Here is a 21,860-nt window from a genome sequence, read left to right on the forward strand (position 1 = left end):
TCGGCATTATTTTACTATAATGCCGCTTTTATCTCGTTTTGATTATTTCCAAAGCACCGGTTTCCGGATAAAGGATAGAGTTAGATGCGCAGTCATTATTGTGGAGACGTCAATAAGTCTCACGTTGGACAAGAAGTTACCTTGGTAGGTTGGGTTAATCGTAGCCGTGATTTGGGTGGCGTTGTCTTTTTAGATTTAAGAGACAGAGAAGGTCTGATCCAAGTGGTCTATGATCCAGACTTACCTGAGGTGTTCAATGTCGCCAGCACGCTGCGCGCCGAATTTTGCGTTCAGGTTAAAGGCCTCGTTCGCGCCCGTCCTGATAGCCAAGTCAATGGTCAAATGAAGACAGGTGAAATTGAAGTCTTAGGCCAAGCCTTGACGATCATCAACGCTGCCGATCCACTGCCATTGAGCATGGATAACTACCAGAACAACAGCGAAGAGCAACGTCTTAAGTATCGTTACTTAGATTTACGTCGTCCAGAAATGGCGCAGCGATTAATTTTCCGCGCTAAAGTCACCAGTTCTGTGCGTCGTTTCCTCGACTCAAACGGTTTCTTAGACATAGAAACCCCGATCCTGACCAAGGCAACCCCAGAAGGTGCCCGCGATTATTTAGTACCAAGCCGTACTTATAAAGGTCAGTTCTTTGCCTTGCCACAATCACCACAGTTGTTTAAACAGTTACTGATGATGTCAGGCTTTGATCGTTACTATCAAATCGTAAAATGCTTCCGTGATGAAGACTTACGTGCCGACCGTCAGCCAGAATTCACCCAAATCGATATCGAAACGTCTTTCATGAGCTCTGAGCAAGTGATGGCGAAAACCGAAGAGATGATGCGTGGTCTATTCCTTGAAATGCTGAACGTCGATCTGGGCGAGTTCCCACGCATGACCTACAACGAAGCGATGCGTCGTTTCGGTTCAGATAAGCCAGATTTACGTAACCCCTTAGAGCTGGTGGACATTGCCGATTTACTCAAAGAAGTCGAATTTGCGGTATTCTCAGGCCCTGCTAACGATGAAGAAGGTCGTGTTGCTGCACTGCGTATTCCAGGCGGCGCTGCACTGTCTCGTAAGCAAATCGATGATTACACGAAGTTTGTTGGCATTTATGGTGCTAAAGGCTTAGCGTGGATGAAGATTAATGACCTAAGCCTTGGCTTAGAAGGCATTCAATCACCTGTGCTGAAATTCTTAAACGAAAGCATAGTCAATGAAATCGTGAGCCGCACGGCAGCGCAAACTGGCGACATTATCCTGTTTGGTGCAGATCAAGCGACTGTGGTTGCCGAATCCATGGGCGCACTGCGTCTTAAAGCCGGTGAAGACTTTGATTTACTTGAAGGTCAATGGCGTCCACTGTGGGTGGTTGACTTCCCGATGTTTGAGAAGATCAACGGTAGCTTCCATGCCGTTCACCATCCGTTCACCGCACCGCGTGGCGTAACCGCAGCAGAACTTGAAGCTAACCCAGCCAATCGCGTTTCTGATGCTTACGATATGGTATTAAACGGCTGCGAATTAGGCGGTGGTTCTGTGCGTATCCACAACCAAGAAATGCAGTCTGCGGTATTCCGTATTCTGGGCATTACCGACGAAGAAGCTAAAGAGAAGTTCGGCTTCCTGTTAGAAGCGCTGCGTTACGGCACACCGCCACATGCAGGTTTAGCGTTTGGTTTAGACCGCATCATCATGCTGATGACAGGCGCAAGCTCAATCCGTGATGTGATGGCGTTCCCGAAAACCACCACAGCCGCTTGCCCGCTAACTAACGCACCAGGATTTGCCAATCCGCAGCAGTTAGCTGAACTTGGCATTGCCGTGGTTGAGAAAGCCGTTAAAGCGGAAGACTGATCTTTCGTGAAAGGATTTTTGTAAATCGACCTTATTCAAGTCGACGTTGTGTAACTCGTTTTGTGAAAGGCGATTGGCATTAGTCGATTGGCATTAGTCGATTGGCGTTAGTCTATTAGCATTAGTCCTTGTCAGTTACTGTTTAAATAGTACCGAAAACCGAGGCGCAAGCCTCGGTCTGTTTTAGTGAACCGTCATTTCTTTGCTTATCAATATCTATTTGTTCAATCCTAAATAGCCGTTAATCAATCCTTACACTTCGGCTCTTGATAAGCTATGCGATGACACCTCAGTTAAGGAGACTTCCCATGGCAGGTCACAGTAAATGGGCCAACATTAAGCACCGTAAAGCAGCTCAAGATGCTAAACGCGGTAAACTCTTTACTAAATTCATTCGCGAATTAACCGTCGCAGCCCGTGAAGGCGGCTCAGATCCCGATTCCAATCCACGATTACGTGTCGCCATTGATAAAGCCCTCGGCGGCAATATGACCCGCGATACGGTTGAGCGCGCGATTAAACGCGGCGCCGGTGAATTAGAAGGTCAGCAACTCGAAACCATTCTCTATGAAGGTTATGGCCCAGGCGGCACCGCTGTGATGGTCGAAACCATGACGGACAATCGTAATCGGACGGTGAGCGGTGTGCGCAATGCGTTTAGTAAATCGGGCGGCAACTTAGGCACGGATGGGTCGGTTTCTTATCTATTCACTAAACGTGGGGTGTTATCCTATGCGCCGGGAACCGATGAAGATGCACTAATGGAGGCGGCGCTTGAAGCGGGCGCGGAAGATATTGTCAGCTATGATGATGGTGCTATAGATGTATTCACCGATCCCGTTGATTTCTATACGGTCAAAGAGGCACTCGATAAGGCTAGTTTTGTGGCAGATAACGCTGAAATCGCTATGATAGCCTCAACGAAAGCTGAGCTTGATCTTGACACAGCCGAAAAATTTATGCGCCTTATCGATACCCTTGAAGATCACGACGATGTGCAAGAAGTGTATCATAATGCGGAAATCTCCGATGACGTGATGGCAAACCTAGGTTAGATTGGCCGTGAGCTGGATTTGGGTGTCAGTTTAGGTAATTTCAGCTCGAACACGCTAACTTTGAATACACGTTTACCTATGAACTGAGACGACAATTCAGATCCCTTATAAGGCATTTAATGGCAATTATTTTAGGTGTTGACCCAGGTTCGCGGATCACAGGCTACGGCGTGATCCAATGTCAGGGACGGCATCAGATTTACCTCGGCAGTGGTTGTATTCGCACTTCGTCTGAAGAGCTGCCTGGTAGGCTCAAGCAAATATTTGATGGGATCACTGAGATTATTCGTCAGTATCAACCGGACGAATTTGCAATTGAGCGCGTATTTATGGCAAAAAATGCCGATTCTGCGCTCAAGTTAGGCCAAGCACGCGGCGCGGCCATTGTTGCTGCCACAGTTGCCAATTTACCTGTGGCCGAATACAGTGCGACGCAAATTAAGAGCGCAGTTGTGGGTACGGGGCGAGCACAGAAAGCCCAAGTACAACACATGATCCAACAACTACTTAAATTACCAGCAGCCCCACAAGCTGACGCCGCAGATGCACTCGGTGTTGCTGTGTGTCATTATCACACCAGCCAGAGTTTAATTGCATTGAGTGGCCGGGCAACGGCAAGAACATACGGACGGTACAGATGATAGGTCGTTTACGGGGAGTGCTCGTTGAGAAACAAGCACCAGAAATTTTGATCGATGTTAATGGTGTGGGTTACGAGTTGCAGATGCCGCTGACTAGCTTTTATGAGCTGCCTGAAGTTAATCACGAAGCTATGGTCTACACCCATTTTGTGGTGCGTGAAGATGCGCAGCTTCTCTATGGTTTTATCACTAAGCAGGAAAGGGCGTTATTTCGCTTACTGATCAAGACCAATGGTGTCGGTCCCAAGCTCGCGCTGACCATTTTATCAGGCATGACAGCCGCAGAATTTGTGGGTTGCGTTGAGCGCGATGACATAGTGACCTTAGTGAAATTACCGGGTGTGGGCAAGAAAACCGCTGAGCGGTTACTGGTTGAAATGCGCGATAAGCTCAAGAGCTTGATGGAAGCCTCTGCAGGCTCAGAGCGTGAGTTTGTGCTGCAATCTAATTACTCTCCTGCGCCGACAGTCAATAGCGCAGAAGAAGATGCTATTTCAGCTTTAATTTCGCTGGGTTATAAACCACCGCAGGCGAGCAAATCGGTTTCTGCAGCCTACAAAGAGGGCATGGATTCAGAAACACTGATCAAAGCTGCCCTTAAGTCGATGCTTTAATTGAATGATGATAATTAAGATGAAAGCTGCGAGAAGGAATAATAATGATTGAGGCAGATAGACTCATCCAGCCGCAGATCCAAGCTCAAGATGAATCCATCGACAGGGCAATGCGCCCTAAAATGCTCGATGAATACACGGGCCAAGATGACACTCGGGCGCAACTTAAGGTGTTTATTCAAGCGGCAAAGAATCGTAATGAAGCCTTAGATCATATGTTGATCTACGGTCCGCCAGGACTGGGTAAAACCACCTTGGCTATGATTGTGGCGAACGAGATGGGAGTGAATATTAAGTCCACCTCGGGCCCCGTGCTTGAAAAAGCGGGCGATCTTGCAGCCCTCTTGACCAATCTTGAATCCGGTGATGTGTTGTTCATCGATGAAATCCATCGATTAAGCCCTGTGGTAGAAGAGATTTTGTATCCGGCGATGGAAGATTATCAGCTGGATATCATGATAGGTGAAGGGCCAGCAGCGCGTTCTATTAAGCTTGATTTACCGCCGTTCACTCTAGTAGGCGCTACAACACGGGCAGGTGCGTTAACCTCACCACTTCGGGCGCGCTTTGGGATCCCACTACGGCTTGAGTTTTATAATATCAAAGATTTAAGCACCATAGTCACGCGTTCGGCGCAGGTAATGGAGCTGGATATTGATGCTGAAGGCGCCTTTGAAATCGCGCGCCGTTCACGCGGTACACCGAGAATAGCCAACAGATTGCTGCGCCGCGTACGGGATTACGCGCAGGTGAAGCATGACGGTGCCGTCACTAAGTTTGTGGCCGAACACGCTTTAGACTTGCTAGATGTGGATAGTGAAGGTTTCGATTATATGGATCGCAAATTGTTACTGGCTATTATCGATAAATTTATGGGTGGACCAGTAGGACTAGACAACTTAGCCGCAGCCATCGGCGAAGAGCGTGAAACCATTGAAGATGTGTTAGAACCTTTCTTGATCCAGCAAGGGTTTATCCAACGTACGCCCCGCGGCCGAATTGCAACCGCACGGGCATACCAGCATTTTGAGTTGATCAAACCTGAATAACCATCTGCTTGATAATACCGATAATGAAAGGCGACCTAAGTGGTCGCTTTTTTATGGGTGAGATTTAACTTTGGTTACAATAGGGGTGAGATTTTGGCAAATCGAATAGCGTTTGAAATGGCGTTAAATATAAGACTTTTTAAAACTTGATAGCTATGAGTTTCTCATCATTAAGTTGTATCAGCATTCCAGAATGCCCCGTCTTTTTAAGCTCAGTATTTAGACGATTATAATAGATTTTATACAGAAAACTGTATATTTATAGTTAATTGACGTGAACCTAAATTAATTAACAAATGTATCTATTTAGTTTGTTTATTGAGCCGAAATATGAACTATCCACTATCAAAATCGATTTTTACTCTGAGATTAACTTAATTTAATAATTTGCCTTAGGTTACTAAATCCTCAACACAAATACTCACTACAGCTATCTTTTGCTAGGGTTTGGTATACGGAATAATTTGTAGCAATATTGTTTAAATTTCGAGGGTGATTTTATTTGTGTGCATAAATAGCACAACTGATGCTGTTTGTATCTTTTGTTACGCACTGATTTAGCGAGATTATCTCCATGGTTATAGCTGCATGTAAGTTATTAATGTCCATGGGTATGCAATTTAAGTGGTGGTTAATCAGTATCTCATTCCAGTTTACGGTTCTCGCCAGAACAATTAAATGTGATCCGTGTCACATTTTTTGACGCTGAATATGTTTCATAAAAGTAACTCGTTAACAGTGTTAATCACTTATTACTTGTCATCATTAAGATTTAACTTCTAATAAAATATGATGCTTAAGTTTTATTGAAAATATGCGTCATAAATAAAAACAAAGTAACCTAAATTTTTTAACATTACTTTTTCGTTGGTTAATATTTTGAGTGTTGACGGAGTTAAAGTGAATCCTCAGTATCGAGTGCAACACTAGTACATCAATAGTTGTACAAGCTGTAAGCATAAAAATAATAGTAAGATCTAGGGAGCATTCATACATGATCAAAAGAACCAAAGTCGCGTCAGCTATTAACTTAGCTATCGTTGCATCTATCACTTCAGGTGCATTTGTAACGTCAAGCGCATTTGCTGCGGAAGAAAAAGCAAAAGTTGAACGTATTGAAGTCACGGGTTCACGCATTCAGCGCCAAGATATGGAGACAGCTTCTCCTGTAACCGTTATCGATGCTGCTGCGATTAAAGCAGAAGGTTTCACTTCTGTAGACCAGATGCTACAAGTACAAACTTCAATGGCAGGTGCTGCCGTAGGTTCAACGACAAACAACGGTGCTGACGGTGTTGCCCAAGTTGACTTACGTGGTATGGGTTCACAACGTACGCTTGTGTTATTGAATGGTCGCCGCATGGTTAACTCAGGTTCAGGCGCCGATAGTGCAGTGGATCTTAACTCGATTCCAGTCGCTATGATTGCGCGTGTTGAAATTCTGAAAGACGGCGCATCAGCGGTTTACGGTTCTGATGCCATTGCTGGTGTAGTGAACATTATCACGAAGAAAGATTTTGAAGGTTTCCAGTTCGATTTTAACGGCAGTGGTACAGACAAAGGCGATGGCGAAAGTGGTGATGTCAGTGCGCTATACGGTTTTAACACCGATGGTGGTAATTACACCTTTGGTGCCGCTTTTTCTGACCGACGTGGTGTGATCCAATCTGATCGTGATTGGACTAAACCTGGTGCGAGTGGAATTATACCAACGGGTTCACTAGATGGTATGGTTCAAGATGCTAATGGTAATTGGGTAGCACAAACAGAGACTTATGATTTCACCCAAGATAGCTACTATCAAACACCAAGTGAACGTCGCAGTTTATTTGCTAACATGACTCAAGAGCTGGGTAATGATGTTGTGTTAACTGCAGATGCTATTTATACCAACCGTCGTTCTCATCAGCAAATGGCAGCTCAACCTGCACAGCTATATCTTGATGTCTGTGGTCAACCAGATGCAGATCCATTAAAGTGTTTAACACTTGATAGTGATATGATTGCTGCAGGTATTAAGCCTGATGATCATGGGCAAGTTTTCTATGCTAGACGTATGAATGATGTAGGTCCTCGTATTTATACTCAGGATACTGATACTTGGCGTTTATCAGGTGGTCTAGCGGGTACTTTAGACGTTCATACAGGTATGAACTGGGATGTTACTTATACATTTGGTAAGAACAAAGCAGAAACCGCAGTAGAGAACTCTATCAATGCTAGCGATATGCGTAACGCTATTTATGCTAATCCCGATGCTTGGTTAAGTGGTGCACCACTTACACAAGCGATGAAAGATGCTGTTGGTTATACAGAGGCTGCAAATGGCGGTAATGAACAACAGACATTATCTGCCGGCTTGAATGGTGAGTTGTTTGATTTAAAAGCGGGTGCCGTTGGTTTTGCGATTGGTGCTGAATACCGCCGTGAGAGTGGTTTCTATAATCCCGATCCAATTGTTGTCGCAGGTGAAAGCACTGCAGCACAGCAAGATCCAACCGATGGTAACTACAACGTTATTTCGATTTTTCAAGAAGTAAGTGTGCCTTTCACCGAGAAATTAACGGGTGAATTCGCGCTGCGTTTAGACGATTACTCAACATTCGGTAAAGCGACCACTTGGAAAATTGGTTTAACATACACTGCAACAGATGACTTAATGGTTCGGGGTGTTGCGGCTACAGGCTTCCGTGCGCCAAGTGTTGCTGAATTATATGGTGGTAATTCGGGATCGTTTGATTACCTTACAAATCCTTGGTTGTCAGATGATGAACAGCCAGGACAAATTTTGGTAAACCGTACTTCTGATCCAGATTTGAAGCCTGAAGAGTCAGAGTCTTATACGGCTGGTTTAGTGTATTCGCCAAGCTATCTTGATGGTATGTCTCTGACATTAGACTACTGGCGCTTCAAAGTGGATAACGCTATCGCCCGTTTAGATACTCAGGCTGGCTTAGATGATTGTAAAGATGGCATTACGTCAGCTTGTGAAACGTTTAATATTACCCCAGAAGGTGACTTACGTAATCTAACGAATGCGTTAACCAACGTAGGTTATCAAGATACTAGCGGTATTGATTTTAACTTAGCCTATAACTTTGAAGGCTTAGGTTTGGATTGGAAAATCAGCAATGACACGACATATTTATTGAACTTTGAGCAGGATAATAAAGATTACACTGATACTATCGACGGTAACTTCGGTGCTTACGCTAAGGTTCGTAATAACTTCAGTCTCTCAGCTGGTCAAGATGATTGGAGTGTTATGTACTTCAACCGCTATATTGGTGAGATGACAGACTTGGCGAAAGGCTATGATGTTGACTCAGTGCTATATCACAATATTTCTGGAACATATCACATCACTGATATGACAACTGTTAGTTTAGGTGTGAAAAACTTCACTGATGAAAAACCATCACGTGTTTCTAACGGTAGTGATGGTGGCACAGTTCCACAAGTATATGACACTATCGGTCGTGTAATATACGGTGGTGTAACGGTTAAGTTCTAAGCTAAGTTAATACTCTTAGTGTTTAAAAAGCGCCTTAGGGCGCTTTTTTATTGTGAAATGGAATCTGATACAGATTTTTGAGTAGTTAAACGTCATTTAACTCATCACTTTTAAATAGCCAATTTTTGTTTAATTTTCCCTTCATCTCGTATTTTGTTCACAGTTTTCAACATCACATTTCTTAACGAATGTAATAGGCCTAGAGTCATTTCGATTCGCATGCTAATATAAATGATATGGATTCTCGTTTGGGTTTTAAGGATGAGTAAAATACTCTTAGTCGATGATGATCCCTTGTTTAGTGCTTGGTTGGCCGATGCCTTGGGCACGCAAGGACATGAAGTTGAATGTGCGGTGAATGGTGTCGATGGTCTGGCATGTATTGAACGTTTTGCACCCGACATCATAGTGCTCGATTTGGTCATGCCGCAAATGAATGGTTTTGAGCTGTTAAAAGCGCGGGAATGCTCAACGCCGGTATTGATGGTCTCGGCACGGGATAATGAAGACGATCGTATCACTGGCTATGAATTAGGTGCCGATGATTTTTTGAGTAAACCATTTAGCATCAAAGAGCTATTTGTTCGCTTACGTGCTTTAGAGCGGCGTCTTTGTTCTCGTCAATCTCAATCGCCGCAAATAGCGACTGTAGCAGCGAAAGTGATTAACTTTGATGATATGAGTTATAGGATCACCATTGGCAGCCGTTATGTCGATTTGACCCAAACTGAATTTAAATTATTTAAATATTTGTTTGAAAGAAAAGGCCAGGTCATCACTAAGCAAGAGTTACAGCGTTCAGTGTTACAAAAAGATCTGGGCCGATTTGACCGCAATCTTGATATGCACATTAGTAACACGCGCCGTAAATTGGCCAACATCAGCTTGCCGCGTAACTTAATCAATACAGTTCGAGGCCAAGGTTATAGCTTCATGGCTTAACGTCATACTTTGGTGTCTCGTTAGTGGCAAGATTTTGTAGAAGTTTGGCGAAAATCTTGGTTAATAAAAGGACGACTGTAACGGGCCTTGATGGAATTTTCTGGCTTTCGTTTTCCCCTTGGGATGTTTTGGTTTATCCTATCGGCCATATAATAAAATGTGCCGCGTGCTATACGCCGCGTGCCATTAAGAGCCCTTAGCTTTAACAACCTATTAGGAATCAATATGCGGATCAGTGCCAACTTTGATGGCGGAAATATCCAAGTCGTCAATCTTGATAATAAAGACGATATTCAACTGGCTATTCGTCCCGATGCGGGCGGCGAGTTTTATCAATGGTTCAATTTTCGATTCGAAGGTGAGGTGGGTAACCATTACACCTTAAATATTATTAACGCGGGCACTGCTTCTTATACCAAGGGTTGGGAAGATTATCAGGCAGTGGCCAGTTACGATCGCCAGCATTGGTTCCGTATTCCTACACAGTATAAAGACGGCAAACTGAGCATTAGCTTAGAGCTGGACTGCGATGCGATTCAAATCGCTTACTTTGCGCCATACAGCTATGAGCGCCATTTAGATTTGCTCAGCGGCGCCCAGTTACACCCTGATGTCAATTTAGAGCATTTAGGGCTGACCTTAGATGGCCGCGATATTACCTTGATGAAAGTCGGTGATGGTGATGCTGCTAAGCGAAATATTTGGATCACCGCCAGACAACATCCGGGCGAAACCATGGCTGAATGGTTAGTCGAAGGTCTAGTGAATCGGTTACTTGATAATGATTGCCCAGCTGCCAAAGCGCTGCTCGACAAAGCCAATTTCTATATAGTGCCGAACATGAATCCCGATGGCAGTGTCAGAGGCCATTTGCGTACCAATGCGATTGGCATCAATCTTAACCGCGAGTGGCAAACGCCGAGTTTAGAAAAGAGTCCCGAGGTGTACCACGTCGTCAACAAGATGCAGCAAACCGGTGTCGACTTGTTTTATGATGTCCACGGCGATGAAGGCTTACCTTATGTATTTTTAGCGGGTTGCGAGGGCGTGCCTGCCCACAATGATAAGCTGGCGCAGCTGCAAGCTGATTTCAGCCAAGCATTGACCTTAGCCAGTGCCGATTTCCAAACTCAGTTTGGCTATGACAAAGACGAGCCAGGCCAAGCGAATCTAACGGTTGCCTCTAATTGGGTCGCTCAGACCTTCGAGTGTTTATCCAATACCCTCGAAATGCCTTTTAAAGACAATAACAATCTGGCCGATCCTTTTGTGGGTTGGTCGCCAGAGCGCAGTATTTATTTAGGTGAAGCATCGCTTATTGCCATTCTCGCCGTTGTTGATAAGTTACGTTAGGGCGAGGCTGATATGGCATTAATTGAATGTCCAGTGTGTCGCAAGCGGATGTCGAGTAAGGCGCCTTCATGTCCCCATTGTCAAGCGAGCACCAATGGTGACAATGAGTCCTTAACGTGCATTAGTCATATTCAAAAGTCCAGCAGCTTAATGAACCAGAGTTTTGTTGCTATGACCTTGTTTATTGCAGGCGTGGTGATTTGGTTTTGGGGTGGTGAACCTGCCGAAGGTATGCGGGCGAACATTGCCGGAATATGCTTCGTGTTTGGTTTTGTGGGTTATCTCATCACACGAGTCAGAATCGTGTTACATAAGCGGAAAAGTGTATGACAGATATTAATCAAGTGATCGATCAAATGCCCATTGAAGTCTATGAAAGGCTTCGTAGTGCAGCAGAGCTGGGTAAGTGGGAAGATGGCACTGTGCTAAGTGAAGCGCAGCGTGATTCTACCCTGCAGGTCGTGATGTTGTATCAAGCCCGAAAGCTTGAGCAAACTGAGCATTTCACAATTGCGCCTGACGGTAAAATCAATGAACTGTCTAAAGCTGAGCTGAAAAAGCAATTCCGCGGTGAGTCAATTGCCGAGTTTAAAGTACAAGATTTGTAACTTACTCATTAGTTTGACGCCGTTTAATCTGAGTTAAACTCAAAAAGCCCATATTAAATGGGCTTTTTTGTTACCTATCTTAGGACGGGACAAGTGATTGAGCAATAAGGGAAATATTTAAAGACTATGGCGTTAATCTATGCTCAGTTCACCGACTAGATTTTGCAACATGGCCGCTTTTATTTCGGCTGGCTGCAAATTTTTAGATAGTAAATAATGCAGTTTAGCTAAGGCTGCTTCTATGGTCATATCGGCGCCACTGATCACGCCAGCTTTAGCGAGCGCATTACCCGTGGCGTAGCCGCCCATATTCACCTTACCTTGGAAACACTGGGTAAGATTCACCAGCACTATGCCGCGTTCATCCGCTTGCCTTAAGGTTTTGAGTAAGGCCGCATCCTGCGGCGCGTTACCCACACCAAATGTCAGTAGTATGAGGGCTTTAACCGGCTGCTGCAGAATGTTCTCAAAAATCTGGGTCGAGATCCCTGGATACAAGGTCACCACACCGACAGGCTGCGGGCTAATATGCGCCACTTCCAATGGGGTATCGTTGGCAACGGTGATTTTGCCTGCGCGCAGATTGATTTTGATCCCAGCTTCTAGCAGTAGCGGGAAGTTAGGCGAAGCAAAAGCATCGAAACCGTCGGCATGGGCCTTCGTCGAGCGATTACCTCGAAAGAGTTTGTTGTTGAAGAATAAACACACTTCTGCGACCGGATAATTCGCCGCAATATAGAGTGAATTTAATAAATTGGTTTGTCCGTCTGAGCGCAGTTGGGCGAGGGGAATTTGTGAGCCCGTTACTATCACAGGTTTTGACAAGCCTTGCAGCATAAACGACAGCGCTGAAGCCGTATACGCCATGGTATCTGTGCCATGGAGGATCACAAAGCCATCGTATTTATCGTAATTAGCTTGTATGTCATCAGCGATCATCTGCCAATCAGTCGGCGCCATATTGGAAGAGTCGATAAGTGGGCAATATTCGTGGATCACGAATGTCGGCATTTCTTCATGGTAAAACTCGGGCATAGATTGCACGCACTGAGTCAGGAATCCCGCAACGGGGACGAAGCCGTTATCGGTTTTTTGCATACCTATGGTGCCGCCTGTATAGGCAACATAAATGGAGCGTTTAGTCATTCTTGTCGTTTTCTTAGCTTCAAGTGGCCGAATTATACGATTTAACTGACATAAACCCAATAAAAAAGCCCGGAGATCCGGGCTTTGTCTTTGTCATCATCTTGAAGTTGCGAGCTGCAACCTAGACGCTGGCAGATTTAGTTCATCATGTTGCAAGTATCGCAGTAGATGTAGACGTTATTTGGATCATCAAAAGAGGTTAACGTTTTTAAGCTGCTGGTCCATTGCGCTAGCATTTGCTCTAACATCGATGACTGGCTGAGTGAGGCGGGCAGGTAGCTCGATACTGAGGCAAACATCTGTTGCATAAAGCGTTGCTCGGGTGTCAGTTCTTGTTCGATAACGCGGGTATCAAATAGTGTCATATCAGCGAGTTTAGCGGCTTTAGCAATCGCCTCATCTAAATCACCCAGTTCATCGACTAAGCCAAGCTCAAGGGCTTTTTTTCCGCTCCAAACACGGCCTTGGGCAATCTTATCGACTTGTTCTATGGTCATTTTACGTTCTTTGGCGACCAGCGAGATAAAGTCTAAATAGCCACGTTCAATATGACGTTGGATAATCGCTTCAACTTGCGGTGACAGCGTGCGTGTCACAGACAATCCTGCCCATTCAGAGGTTGATACGCCATCGGTATGCACGCCTATACTGGCCAGAGAATCTTCAAAGGTGGTGATCATGCCGAAGATCCCAATCGAGCCCGTAAGCGTAGTTGGCGTTGCGAAGATGTAGTCGGCACTGGCCGAAATCCAGTAGCCTCCTGAAGCCGCTAAACTGCCCATGCTGACGACGACAGGTTTACCCGCTGCTTTAAGTGCCAGTAATTCTTGACGAATTTGCTCCGAGGCAAAGGCGCTACCGCCAGGGCTATCGACACGCAGTACTAAGGCTTTAACGTGTTTATCAAAACGCGCTTTACGTAACAGCTCGGCAGTGCTTTCGCCGCCAATTTGGCCCGCAGGTTGAGTACCATTCAGAATCGTGCCACTTGCGACAATAATGCCGACACTGTCTTGTTCAACAAAGCTTGGCAATGGCGTCACTAAGGTTAAATAATCGTAAAAACTCACTTGCTTGAAACTGTCACCACTGCTGGCTTTGCCAACGGTTTCTAGCATGGTTTGACGAAAATCTTCCGTCGTAGCTAAGTTATCGACCCATTTCATGTTGATGGCCATTGTAGCAGAGTCACCATTAGCTTTATCGAGCTCTGCCAAATAAGTGCTTGCATCGGGCACCAGCGAGTTAGGCTCAATATTGCGATTACCAGCGACTGTCTGGGTGTAGCTTTGCCATACATCGGTTAAAAGTGCGCTACTGGCTTCGCGAGCGGCGTCGGACATATCGTCACGCATGTAGGGTTCAACCGCGGATTTAAAGGTCCCTACGCGGAAAATATGCGCTTTAATTTTGAGTTTATCTAAGGCCGATTTGAAGTACTGGTTGTACATACTCAGGCCATCAAGCGACACGCCGCCCTGGGGATTGAGGTAAATGGTGTCGGCAAAACTGGCGAGGAAATATTGATTTTGCTCGTAGTAATTACCGATGGCGACCACTTTTTTGCCGCTTTCTTTAAAGCGGTTAAGTGCATCTCCGATAGATTGCAGCTTACTGATCCCGGCACGTTTGAGATCGGCTAGATCAAGTACTAGGGTACTTATCCTTTGATCTTGCGCGGCATTATCAATCACATATAGCACATCGGCGAGCAGGATTTCCCCATCGGCATTGCCATTATTGCCTTGCTTGAATGCGGCTTCTAAGGGATCGACCTGTTGTTTCTGATCGACAATCGAACCAGCCAGATTAAGCACCAGTGCTGAATTATCTTCAACTTGGATATCTTCGCTGCTGCCAATGGAGATGATAATGGCGGCTAAGATGCCAAAAAAGATCAGATTGAGGATAAGTTTACGCGTCCCGTTCAGTGTGTGCCAAATAAACAAACATATTCTCTTGAAAAACGATGGGTTAGCGGACATCTGCCACTCCTTTATAAGTCCAATCTGCCAATGCTAACTGAAAATGGCGCTACAGGCTAAACACAATTGTAAAGGATTTTGACTAATGGCCTCGATCCAACGGTTGAGCTTAGATTTGACTCAAGGTATGCTGATTTAAATCACTTGTTTTAAAAGGATGTTTGAATGTCGTTTCCCCATTTATTAGAACCCTTAGATCTGGGATTTACCCAGCTCAAAAACCGCGTGCTTATGGGCTCAATGCACACAGGTTTGGAAGAAGAAAAGGGCGGATTTGAGAAACTGGCAGCGTTCTACAAAGAACGCGCTCTGGGCGGTGTGGGTTTGATTGTTACGGGTGGTATTTCCCCTAATCTTCGTGGCCGCCTTACGCCCCATGCCTGTCAGCTGAGTTTTCCTTGGCAAGTCGGTAAGCATCGTGTGGTCACGCAGGCGGTGCATGAGGCCGACGGTAAGATCTGCATGCAAATTTTGCATGCGGGCCGCTACGGTTATCATCCTTTTTCCCAAGCACCGAGCAAAATTAAATCACCCATTACACCTTTTACGCCGTCTGCCATGTCCAGCCGTCAAGTGCGTTCGACCATTAAGGATTACGCCAGCTCAGCCGCTCTTGCCAAGAAAGCCGGTTACGATGGCGTTGAGGTGATGGGATCTGAAGGCTATTTGATCAATCAGTTTGTTAGTGCGCGCACCAACACCCGCACCGATGAATGGGGCGGTGCGTTTGAAAAGCGGGCGCAATTCCCGATTGAGATTGTTAACGCGATACGGGCAAAAGTCGGTAAAGACTTCATCATTATCTTCCGTTTATCTATGCTCGATCTGGTGGATAATGGCTCAACTTGGGATGAAGTGGTGCAGCTCGCCCAGTGGTTAGAGCAAGCTGGCGTGTCCATTCTAAATACCGGTATTGGTTGGCATGAAGCGCGTGTACCGACCATTGCGACGAGTGTGCCCCGCGGTGCCTTTGCGTGGGTAACTGAAAAGCTCAAACAATCTGTCTCTGTGCCCTTAATTGCGACGAACCGCATTAACACCCCTGAAATCGGCGAGCAGATTATTGCTTCTGGTCAAGCTGACATGGTGTCGATGGCAAGGCCTTTTCTTGCCGATCCTGAGTTTGTCAATAAAGCCGCGGCGAACACACCAGAGCTGATTAACACTTGTATTGGCTGTAACCAAGCATGTCTTGATCATACCTTTTCCCTCAAGCGCGCAACCTGTTTAGTGAATCCTCGTGCCTGTTATGAGACTGAAATCAACTTCTTACCTACAGCCAATAAAAAACGTATCGCGGTGATGGGCGCAGGTCCTGCGGGCATGGCATTTTCTGTTTATGCCGCCATGCGTGGCCATGATGTTGTCTTGTTTGAAGCGAAATCCGAGGTGGGTGGACAGTTTAATCTCGCCCGTAAAATCCCAGGAAAGGAAGAGTTTAACGAGACTATCCGTTACTTTATCAATCAAATTAAGCTGCATAAGGTGGAGCTGAGATTAAACACTCGCCTCGATGCCAGCGTATTGGCGACCGAAAAATTTGATGAAGTAGTGATAGCGTCAGGCGTTGTGCCGCGTGATTTAGTCTTACCCGGCTTTGATGACCCACGGGTGGTCGATTATCAAAAAGTGCTCTCGGGTGAAGTGACTGTCGGTAATACAGTAGCCTTGATTGGTGCTGGCGGTATCGGATTTGATATGGCGCATTACTTATGTGAGCGCCAATCTAGCACCTTGGACCCAGATAAATGGCTGCAACAGTGGGGCATAGATAAAACTTACCAGCATGCGGGCGGCCTAACAGAACCTCAATCCGACAATACCGATCATCGTAAGGTCTATTTACTGCAACGTAAAACGTCGAAGATGGGCAAGGGCTTAGGTAAAACCACCGGCTGGATCCACCGTCTTGTGCTTAAGCAACATGATGTGAAGATGAAAACAGGCGTGAGTTACGACAAGTTTGATGACGCGGGTTTACATATTCGCGTTGGCGAGCAAGCAGAAGTATTGCCAGTGGATAATGTTATCCTCTGCGCTGGCCAAGAATCGAATCGCACTTTGGTGGATGAGATGAAAGCGACAGGCATGCCAGTGCATTTAATTGGCGGTGTCGATGTCGCCGCAGAACTTGATGCTAAACGGGCGATTCGCCAAGGCGCCGAACTGGCGATGCGTTTATAGTCATTTTAAAAGCCCATATAGCATCTAAAGCCTGAGTCTTAATCAGGCTTTTTTATTGCCTTTCAACATAGTTGCCGCAAATACGCTAAGGTTTAAATGCTTAAATTAAGCAACATAACTCGCCCATAACCCACGCAGAGGGAACCGCTATGCAGCTTAACACTGTCTTTAACGCTAAGATCACCATCAGCCTTATCACTTGCCTATTATGGGGATTAATGGTGAGTTTTTCGGCCCACAGTACTCCACCGTTTGACGAGCAGCGTGCTAAAAATGCTGGTGCCGATGAATACGATATGAAGCACTATGTAATGGCTTTTTTAAAGCGGGGCCCTAATCGGGATAGAACACAGGCACAGGCCGAACAATTGCAAAGGGCGCATTTGGACAATATCACCCGCCTTGCCAATGAGGGCAAATTAGTGCTGGCGGGGCCCTTTTTACACGATGGCGAATTACGCGGTATTTATGTCTTTGACGTTACTACGGTTGAAGAGGCAAAAGCCTTAACGGAAACCGATCCTGCAATTCAAGCGGGCAGTCTAGTGCTGGAATTATTACCTTGGTATGGCAGTGCGGCGCTGACTGAGGTCAATGAGCTGCATAGGGTGATGGCGAAAAAAGACATTTAAACCGCGAGGATCAATTAGCCCCTATCAGACTCAGAGGTTATTTTTCGCACACTTCGATGAATGTTGGCGAGATTTGCGGCTTTGAACCGTGGGATATAGCGCTCTGTGTTGGTGAATGGCCTTTGCGGCCCATGTGTTGTGACCCTTTGGCTGCATAGGTGACGACAGCTGCCCCTTCAGGTGATAGATCCAGCTCTAAATCTTCGGTTGGTACACAGCAGCAGGGCAAACATTCATCATGTTTGAGTTCGGCTAAGGGTTCGTTTAAGTAGCTGACTTTTCCGCTGATGACGCGTGTTTTGCAGGCACCGCAGAAACCGTTGCGACATTCTGAGAAGATTTTGACTTTTTTGGCTTCGAGCGCTTGCAGCAAGGTGCCTTGTTGCTCGGTAAAGAGCAACACAGGTTGACCTTGAAGGCGCACGATTGGCGCCTTCGCGAACAGATTTTGTGGCCGTTTTTTCGATGTCACTGTTGTAATGCCATTTTTAACGTCACTTTTGAGCGTCTTAGAGATCGAAGTCGAGGAATTCATCGCCATCAACCGCTGAGTCGATTTGACCGACTAAGTATGAAGATACTTCCACTTCCTGAGGCGCGACTTGCACCGCATCGCTTTCTAACCAGTTTTTCATCCAAGGTAATGGATTGGTTATTTCAGGATAAGGTTGCGGCAGATTCACCGACTTCATGCGTTGGTTAGTAATAAATTCAACGTATTGGCAAAGGATCTGTTCATTCAAACCTATCATAGAGCCGTCTTTGAACAGGTATTTTGCCCATTCTTTTTCTTGCTCTGCTGCCTTGAAGAATAAATCGAAGGCTTCTTGTTGGCATTCTGCGGCAATTTCACCCATTTCAGGATCGTCTTTACCACCTTGCATAATGCTTAAAATATGCTGAGTGCTGTTTAAGTGCAGTGCTTCATCACGGGCGATAAGGCGAATGATTTTCGCGTTACCTTCCATCAGTTTACGTTCAGCAAAGGCAAAGGAGCAGGCAAAGCTAACATAAAAACGAATTGCCTCTAGTGCGTTGACTGACATCATGCACAGGTACAAGGCTTTTTTCAGGGTGCGGGTATTGACTATGACTTCTTTGCCATCAATAACATGGGTCCCCGCGCCGAGTAAGTGGAACACTTGAGTTAATTTAATTAAGTGATCGTAGTAAGCGGCGATATCGGTCGCACGGCTTAAGATTTCTTTGTTCACGACGATATCGTCGAAGATCACTGACGGATCGTTAACGATATTGCGAATGATATGGGTATATGAACGCGAGTGAATCGTCTCAGAGAAAGACCAAGTCTCAATCCAAGTTTCTAACTCAGGTAGCGACACCAGTGGCAAAAAGGCCACATTGGGCGAGCGACCTTGAATCGAGTCGAGCAGGGTTTGGTATTTCAGATTCGAAATAAAGATGTGTTTTTCATGATCGGGCAATGCACCGTAGTCAATCTTATCGCGACTGACGTCTACTTCTTCCGGTCGCCAAAAGAAAGATAACTGCTTTTCTATCAGTTTTTCGAACACTTCATATTTTTGTTGATCGTAACGAGCCACGTTGACCGATTGACCTAAAAACATAGGTTCACGGGTGGCATCGTTGGGTGTTTGACAGAAGGTAGAGTAGGCCATGGTGCTATTTTCCAATGGATAGGGATCCACTCAATCGGGATCCCTATACTTTTTATTTGTAAGAGCCGCGTTAACGTTAAAGACTAGATTTTACACGCGCCGCCGGCGCAACCGTCGTCTTCTTTCTCTAAATTGGTGATGTCATCGTGTGAATCCGATGCACCATCGCGAGTGTTATGGTAGTAAAGCGTTTTCACACCTAACTTGTAAGCATTGAGCAAATCTTTCAGCAGAGTTTGCATCGGTACTTTACGGCCTTCAAAACGTGAAGGGTCGTAGTTAGTGTTAGCCGAAATCGCTTGGTCAACGAACTTCTGCATGATGCCCACTAGCTGTAAGTAACCATCATTACTTGGCATTTTCCATAGTAATTCATAGCTATCTTTCAGCGTATCGAAATCAGGTACCACTTGTTTTAGCTGACCGTCTTTGCTCGATTTTACGCTGATAAGGCCACGCGGTGGTTCGATACCATTGGTCGCATTGGAGATTTGCGACGAGGTTTCTGATGGCATTAATGCCGACAGCGTCGAGTTACGCAGGCCATATTGCTTGATATCGCTACGCAGTGATTCCCAGTCTAAGTGCAATGGTTCGGCACAAATTTTATCTAGGTCACGTTTATAAGTATCGATTGGCAAAATACCTTGAGCGTACGTGGTCTCGTGGAATAACGGACACGCACCTTGCTCTTTGGCTAAGTTCATCGAGGCTTTCAGTAAATAAAACTGAATGGCTTCGAAGGTTCTGTGGGTCAGATCGTTCGCGCTGCCATCGGAATACTTCATGCCATTTTTCGCTAAGTAGTTAGCAAAGTTAATTACGCCTATACCTAAGGTACGGCGATTCATCGAGGCAAGTTGTGCTGCCTTGATAGGATAATCTTGATAATCCAGCAGATTATCCAGTGCGCGTACCGCGAGGTCGGCTAATGGCTCAATATCAGATAATTCTTTGATTGAACCTAAGTTGAGTGCTGACAACGTACAAAGCGCGATTTCACCATTAGGATCATCGATGTTGTTCAATGGTTTTGTCGGCAGGGCGATTTCAAGACACAGGTTAGATTGTCTGATCGGCGCGACTTTAGAATCGAACGGGCTATGGGTGTTGCAGTGATCCACGTTCTGAATGTAGATACGGCCGGTTGAGGCGCGCTCTTGCATCATCAGTGAAAACAGCTCAACTGCCTTTATGGTTTTCTTACGAATACTGCTGTCTTGCTCGTATTGCACATATAAACGTTCGAATTCATTTTGATCTTCAAAGAACGCATCGTACAAACCAGGTACATCTGATGGGCTAAACAGGCTGATATTTTCGCCCTTGATCAGACGTTGATACATGACTTTGTTCAACTGCACACCGTAGTCCAAGTGACGGATACGGTTATCTTCAACGCCGCGGTTATTTTTCAATACCAGCAGAGATTCGACTTCTAAGTGCCAAATCGGGTAGAAGAGGGTCGCAGCACCACCACGCACGCCGCCTTGAGAGCAAGACTTAACTGCGGTTTGGAAATACTTATAAAAAGGTAAACAACCGGTGTGGAAGGCTTCACCACCACGGATTGGGCTACCTAAGGCGCGAATACGACCAGCGTTAATACCGATACCCGCACGTTGACTGACGTATTTCACTATCGACGAAGCTGTCGCGTTGATTGAATCTAAGCTGTCACCACATTCGATCAGTACGCAAGAGCTGAACTGACGTGTTGGCGTGCGCACACCAGCCATGATTGGCGTTGGCAGCGAAATCTTAAAGGTCGATACCGCGTCATAGAAATCTTTAACGTATTTCAGGCGCGTTTCTTTTGGATAACGGGCAAACAAACAGGCCGCGACCAAAATGTAGAGGAACTGCGCGCTCTCGTAGATTTCGTGTGTCACACGGTTTTGAACTAAATATTTGCCTTCAAGCTGCTTTACCGCTGCGTAAGAGAAGTCCATATCGCGCCAATGGTCGATATAGGTATCCATCACGTCGAGTTCTTCGCGGCTGTAATCTTGCAGAATGTGCATGTCATACTTGCCAAGCTCAACTAATTTCGTCACGTGGGTATACAATGCTGGCGGCTCGAATTGACCGAAGGCCTTCTTACGCAAATGAAACACCGCTAAACGGGCGGCGAGGAACTGATAGTCCGGTGATTCTGGAGAAATTAAATCCGCAGCCGCTTTGATAATGGTTTCATGGATGGCTTCGGTTGGGATGCCATCGAAAAACTGTAGGTGCGAGCGAAGTTCAACTTCAGAAACAGAAACGTTTTTTAATCCCTTGGCTGCCCAAGTAATTACGCGGTGTATTTTTTCGAGATCGATATTCTCACGATCGCCACAGCGTTTTGTGACTGTCATAGTGCTATTCATTTGGAGATAGGCCTTGGTTCTTATATCTATTTAGGTGAGCAAGTTCACCGTACGTATCCTTGTAAAACAATCAATAACCGTCCCTTAAATACTGCTGACTGGTTGAAAACGAGTCAATTAAGCGGCGAGCTTCTAGTGTGTCTGATTGCTACCTATACACAAGATATGGTGTTTTAAATTATCTGGGATACAAGATAGTGAGGTTTGACCCTATTTGCAAGTCTGAATTCAGGGGACATCTTGTGGATAAGTTGAGGATAAG

17 protein-coding genes are annotated in these 21,860 nt (G+C 45.6%); 12 read left to right on the forward strand and 5 right to left on the reverse strand.

Going from position 1 to position 21,860, the window contains the following annotated elements; translation table 11 throughout:
- The first annotated feature begins 84 nt into the window (after positions 1-84).
- The 10 genes from aspS (at position 85) to K5Q99_RS01970 (ending at position 11,639) form a co-directional block, all read left to right on the forward strand.
- Positions 85-1,863 carry an aspartate--tRNA ligase gene (gene aspS / locus K5Q99_RS01925; protein ID WP_106650594.1) on the forward strand — a complete coding sequence of 593 codons (1,779 nt, stop codon included), beginning with the start codon at positions 85-87 and terminating at the stop codon, positions 1,861-1,863.
- Between the two features lie 308 nt (positions 1,864-2,171).
- Entirely contained in the window at positions 2,172-2,918 is a 747-nt protein-coding gene (locus tag K5Q99_RS01930; RefSeq protein WP_220775866.1) for a YebC/PmpR family DNA-binding transcriptional regulator, read from the forward strand.
- A 119-nt stretch (positions 2,919-3,037) separates the two neighbouring features.
- On the forward strand, positions 3,038-3,559 hold the full coding sequence (gene ruvC / locus K5Q99_RS01935; RefSeq protein ID WP_006081743.1) for a crossover junction endodeoxyribonuclease RuvC: 522 nt from the start codon (positions 3,038-3,040) through the stop codon (positions 3,557-3,559).
- Positions 3,556-4,173, forward strand: a complete 618-nt coding sequence (ruvA, locus tag K5Q99_RS01940) for a Holliday junction branch migration protein RuvA (protein WP_106650592.1) — start codon at positions 3,556-3,558, stop codon at positions 4,171-4,173. Before ruvC ends, ruvA begins: the two co-directional genes overlap by 4 nt.
- A gap of 44 nt (positions 4,174-4,217) precedes the next feature.
- Positions 4,218-5,222: a Holliday junction branch migration DNA helicase RuvB gene (ruvB, locus tag K5Q99_RS01945; RefSeq protein ID WP_006081741.1), complete on the forward strand. Its 1,005-nt coding sequence runs from the start codon at positions 4,218-4,220 to the stop codon at positions 5,220-5,222.
- Positions 5,223-6,216: 994 nt separating this feature from the next.
- Positions 6,217-8,736, forward strand: a complete 2,520-nt coding sequence (locus K5Q99_RS01950; protein WP_220775867.1) for a TonB-dependent receptor plug domain-containing protein — start codon at positions 6,217-6,219, stop codon at positions 8,734-8,736.
- A gap of 261 nt (positions 8,737-8,997) precedes the next feature.
- Complete coding sequence (gene ssoR / locus K5Q99_RS01955; RefSeq protein WP_220775868.1) at positions 8,998-9,678, forward strand: response regulator transcription factor SsoR; 681 nt, start codon at positions 8,998-9,000, stop codon at positions 9,676-9,678.
- A gap of 225 nt (positions 9,679-9,903) precedes the next feature.
- A complete protein-coding gene (locus tag K5Q99_RS01960; RefSeq protein WP_220775869.1) occupies positions 9,904-11,031 on the forward strand; it encodes a M14 family metallopeptidase in 1,128 nt (375 codons plus the stop codon).
- Between the two features lie 12 nt (positions 11,032-11,043).
- Complete coding sequence (locus tag K5Q99_RS01965) at positions 11,044-11,361, forward strand: zinc ribbon domain-containing protein (RefSeq protein ID WP_220775870.1); 318 nt, start codon at positions 11,044-11,046, stop codon at positions 11,359-11,361.
- Positions 11,358-11,639 carry a YeaC family protein gene (locus tag K5Q99_RS01970; protein WP_106650587.1) on the forward strand — a complete coding sequence of 94 codons (282 nt, stop codon included), beginning with the start codon at positions 11,358-11,360 and terminating at the stop codon, positions 11,637-11,639. Before K5Q99_RS01965 ends, K5Q99_RS01970 begins: the two co-directional genes overlap by 4 nt.
- A 132-nt stretch (positions 11,640-11,771) precedes the next feature.
- Here K5Q99_RS01970 and ansA read toward each other — a convergent pair whose 3' ends face one another.
- Both ansA and sppA read right to left on the reverse strand, forming a co-directional pair.
- A complete protein-coding gene (gene ansA, locus K5Q99_RS01975) occupies positions 11,772-12,785 on the reverse strand; it encodes an asparaginase (protein WP_006086774.1) in 1,014 nt (337 codons plus the stop codon).
- A gap of 137 nt (positions 12,786-12,922) precedes the next feature.
- Positions 12,923-14,770: a signal peptide peptidase SppA gene (gene sppA, locus K5Q99_RS01980; protein WP_220775871.1), complete on the reverse strand. Its 1,848-nt coding sequence runs from the start codon at positions 14,768-14,770 to the stop codon at positions 12,923-12,925.
- A gap of 165 nt (positions 14,771-14,935) precedes the next feature.
- On the opposite strand from sppA, the gene K5Q99_RS01985 reads away from it, so the two are divergent.
- Positions 14,936-16,954 (forward strand): NADPH-dependent 2,4-dienoyl-CoA reductase, encoded by a 2,019-nt coding sequence (locus tag K5Q99_RS01985; RefSeq protein ID WP_220775872.1) that lies wholly within the window; start codon positions 14,936-14,938, stop codon positions 16,952-16,954.
- 149 nt (positions 16,955-17,103) lie between these two features.
- Positions 17,104-17,586 (forward strand): YciI family protein, encoded by a 483-nt coding sequence (locus K5Q99_RS01990; RefSeq protein WP_220775873.1) that lies wholly within the window; start codon positions 17,104-17,106, stop codon positions 17,584-17,586.
- 37 nt (positions 17,587-17,623) lie between these two features.
- On the opposite strand, the gene yfaE is transcribed toward K5Q99_RS01990, so the two are convergent.
- From yfaE to nrdA, 3 genes are all read right to left on the reverse strand, one after another.
- Positions 17,624-18,058: a class I ribonucleotide reductase maintenance protein YfaE gene (yfaE, locus tag K5Q99_RS01995; RefSeq protein WP_106651827.1), complete on the reverse strand. Its 435-nt coding sequence runs from the start codon at positions 18,056-18,058 to the stop codon at positions 17,624-17,626.
- A 37-nt stretch (positions 18,059-18,095) separates the two neighbouring features.
- Positions 18,096-19,226, reverse strand: coding sequence for a class Ia ribonucleoside-diphosphate reductase subunit beta (nrdB, locus tag K5Q99_RS02000; protein WP_106650583.1), 1,131 nt, complete (start codon positions 19,224-19,226; stop codon positions 18,096-18,098).
- A gap of 83 nt (positions 19,227-19,309) precedes the next feature.
- Positions 19,310-21,598 carry a class 1a ribonucleoside-diphosphate reductase subunit alpha gene (gene nrdA, locus K5Q99_RS02005; RefSeq protein ID WP_220590317.1) on the reverse strand — a complete coding sequence of 763 codons (2,289 nt, stop codon included), beginning with the start codon at positions 21,596-21,598 and terminating at the stop codon, positions 19,310-19,312.
- Positions 21,599-21,860: the final 262 nt, after the last annotated feature.

This window comes from Shewanella hafniensis (genome assembly GCF_019655335.1).
Classification (GTDB): Bacteria; Pseudomonadota; Gammaproteobacteria; order Enterobacterales; family Shewanellaceae; genus Shewanella; species Shewanella hafniensis.

Coding starts and splice junctions, on each gene's coding strand:
- aspS (WP_106650594.1), top strand. CDS start 85: ATGCGCAGTCATTATTGTGGAGACGTCAATAAGTCTCACGTTGGACAA.
- K5Q99_RS01930 (WP_220775866.1), top strand. CDS start 2,172: ATGGCAGGTCACAGTAAATGGGCCAACATTAAGCACCGTAAAGCAGCT.
- ruvC (WP_006081743.1), top strand. CDS start 3,038: ATGGCAATTATTTTAGGTGTTGACCCAGGTTCGCGGATCACAGGCTAC.
- ruvA (WP_106650592.1), top strand. CDS start 3,556: ATGATAGGTCGTTTACGGGGAGTGCTCGTTGAGAAACAAGCACCAGAA.
- ruvB (WP_006081741.1), top strand. CDS start 4,218: ATGATTGAGGCAGATAGACTCATCCAGCCGCAGATCCAAGCTCAAGAT.
- K5Q99_RS01950 (WP_220775867.1), top strand. CDS start 6,217: ATGATCAAAAGAACCAAAGTCGCGTCAGCTATTAACTTAGCTATCGTT.
- ssoR (WP_220775868.1), top strand. CDS start 8,998: ATGAGTAAAATACTCTTAGTCGATGATGATCCCTTGTTTAGTGCTTGG.
- K5Q99_RS01960 (WP_220775869.1), top strand. CDS start 9,904: ATGCGGATCAGTGCCAACTTTGATGGCGGAAATATCCAAGTCGTCAAT.
- K5Q99_RS01965 (WP_220775870.1), top strand. CDS start 11,044: ATGGCATTAATTGAATGTCCAGTGTGTCGCAAGCGGATGTCGAGTAAG.
- K5Q99_RS01970 (WP_106650587.1), top strand. CDS start 11,358: ATGACAGATATTAATCAAGTGATCGATCAAATGCCCATTGAAGTCTAT.
- ansA (WP_006086774.1), bottom strand. CDS start 12,785: ATGACTAAACGCTCCATTTATGTTGCCTATACAGGCGGCACCATAGGT.
- sppA (WP_220775871.1), bottom strand. CDS start 14,770: ATGTCCGCTAACCCATCGTTTTTCAAGAGAATATGTTTGTTTATTTGG.
- K5Q99_RS01985 (WP_220775872.1), top strand. CDS start 14,936: ATGTCGTTTCCCCATTTATTAGAACCCTTAGATCTGGGATTTACCCAG.
- K5Q99_RS01990 (WP_220775873.1), top strand. CDS start 17,104: ATGCAGCTTAACACTGTCTTTAACGCTAAGATCACCATCAGCCTTATC.
- nrdB (WP_106650583.1), bottom strand. CDS start 19,226: ATGGCCTACTCTACCTTCTGTCAAACACCCAACGATGCCACCCGTGAA.
- nrdA (WP_220590317.1), bottom strand. CDS start 21,598: ATGAATAGCACTATGACAGTCACAAAACGCTGTGGCGATCGTGAGAAT.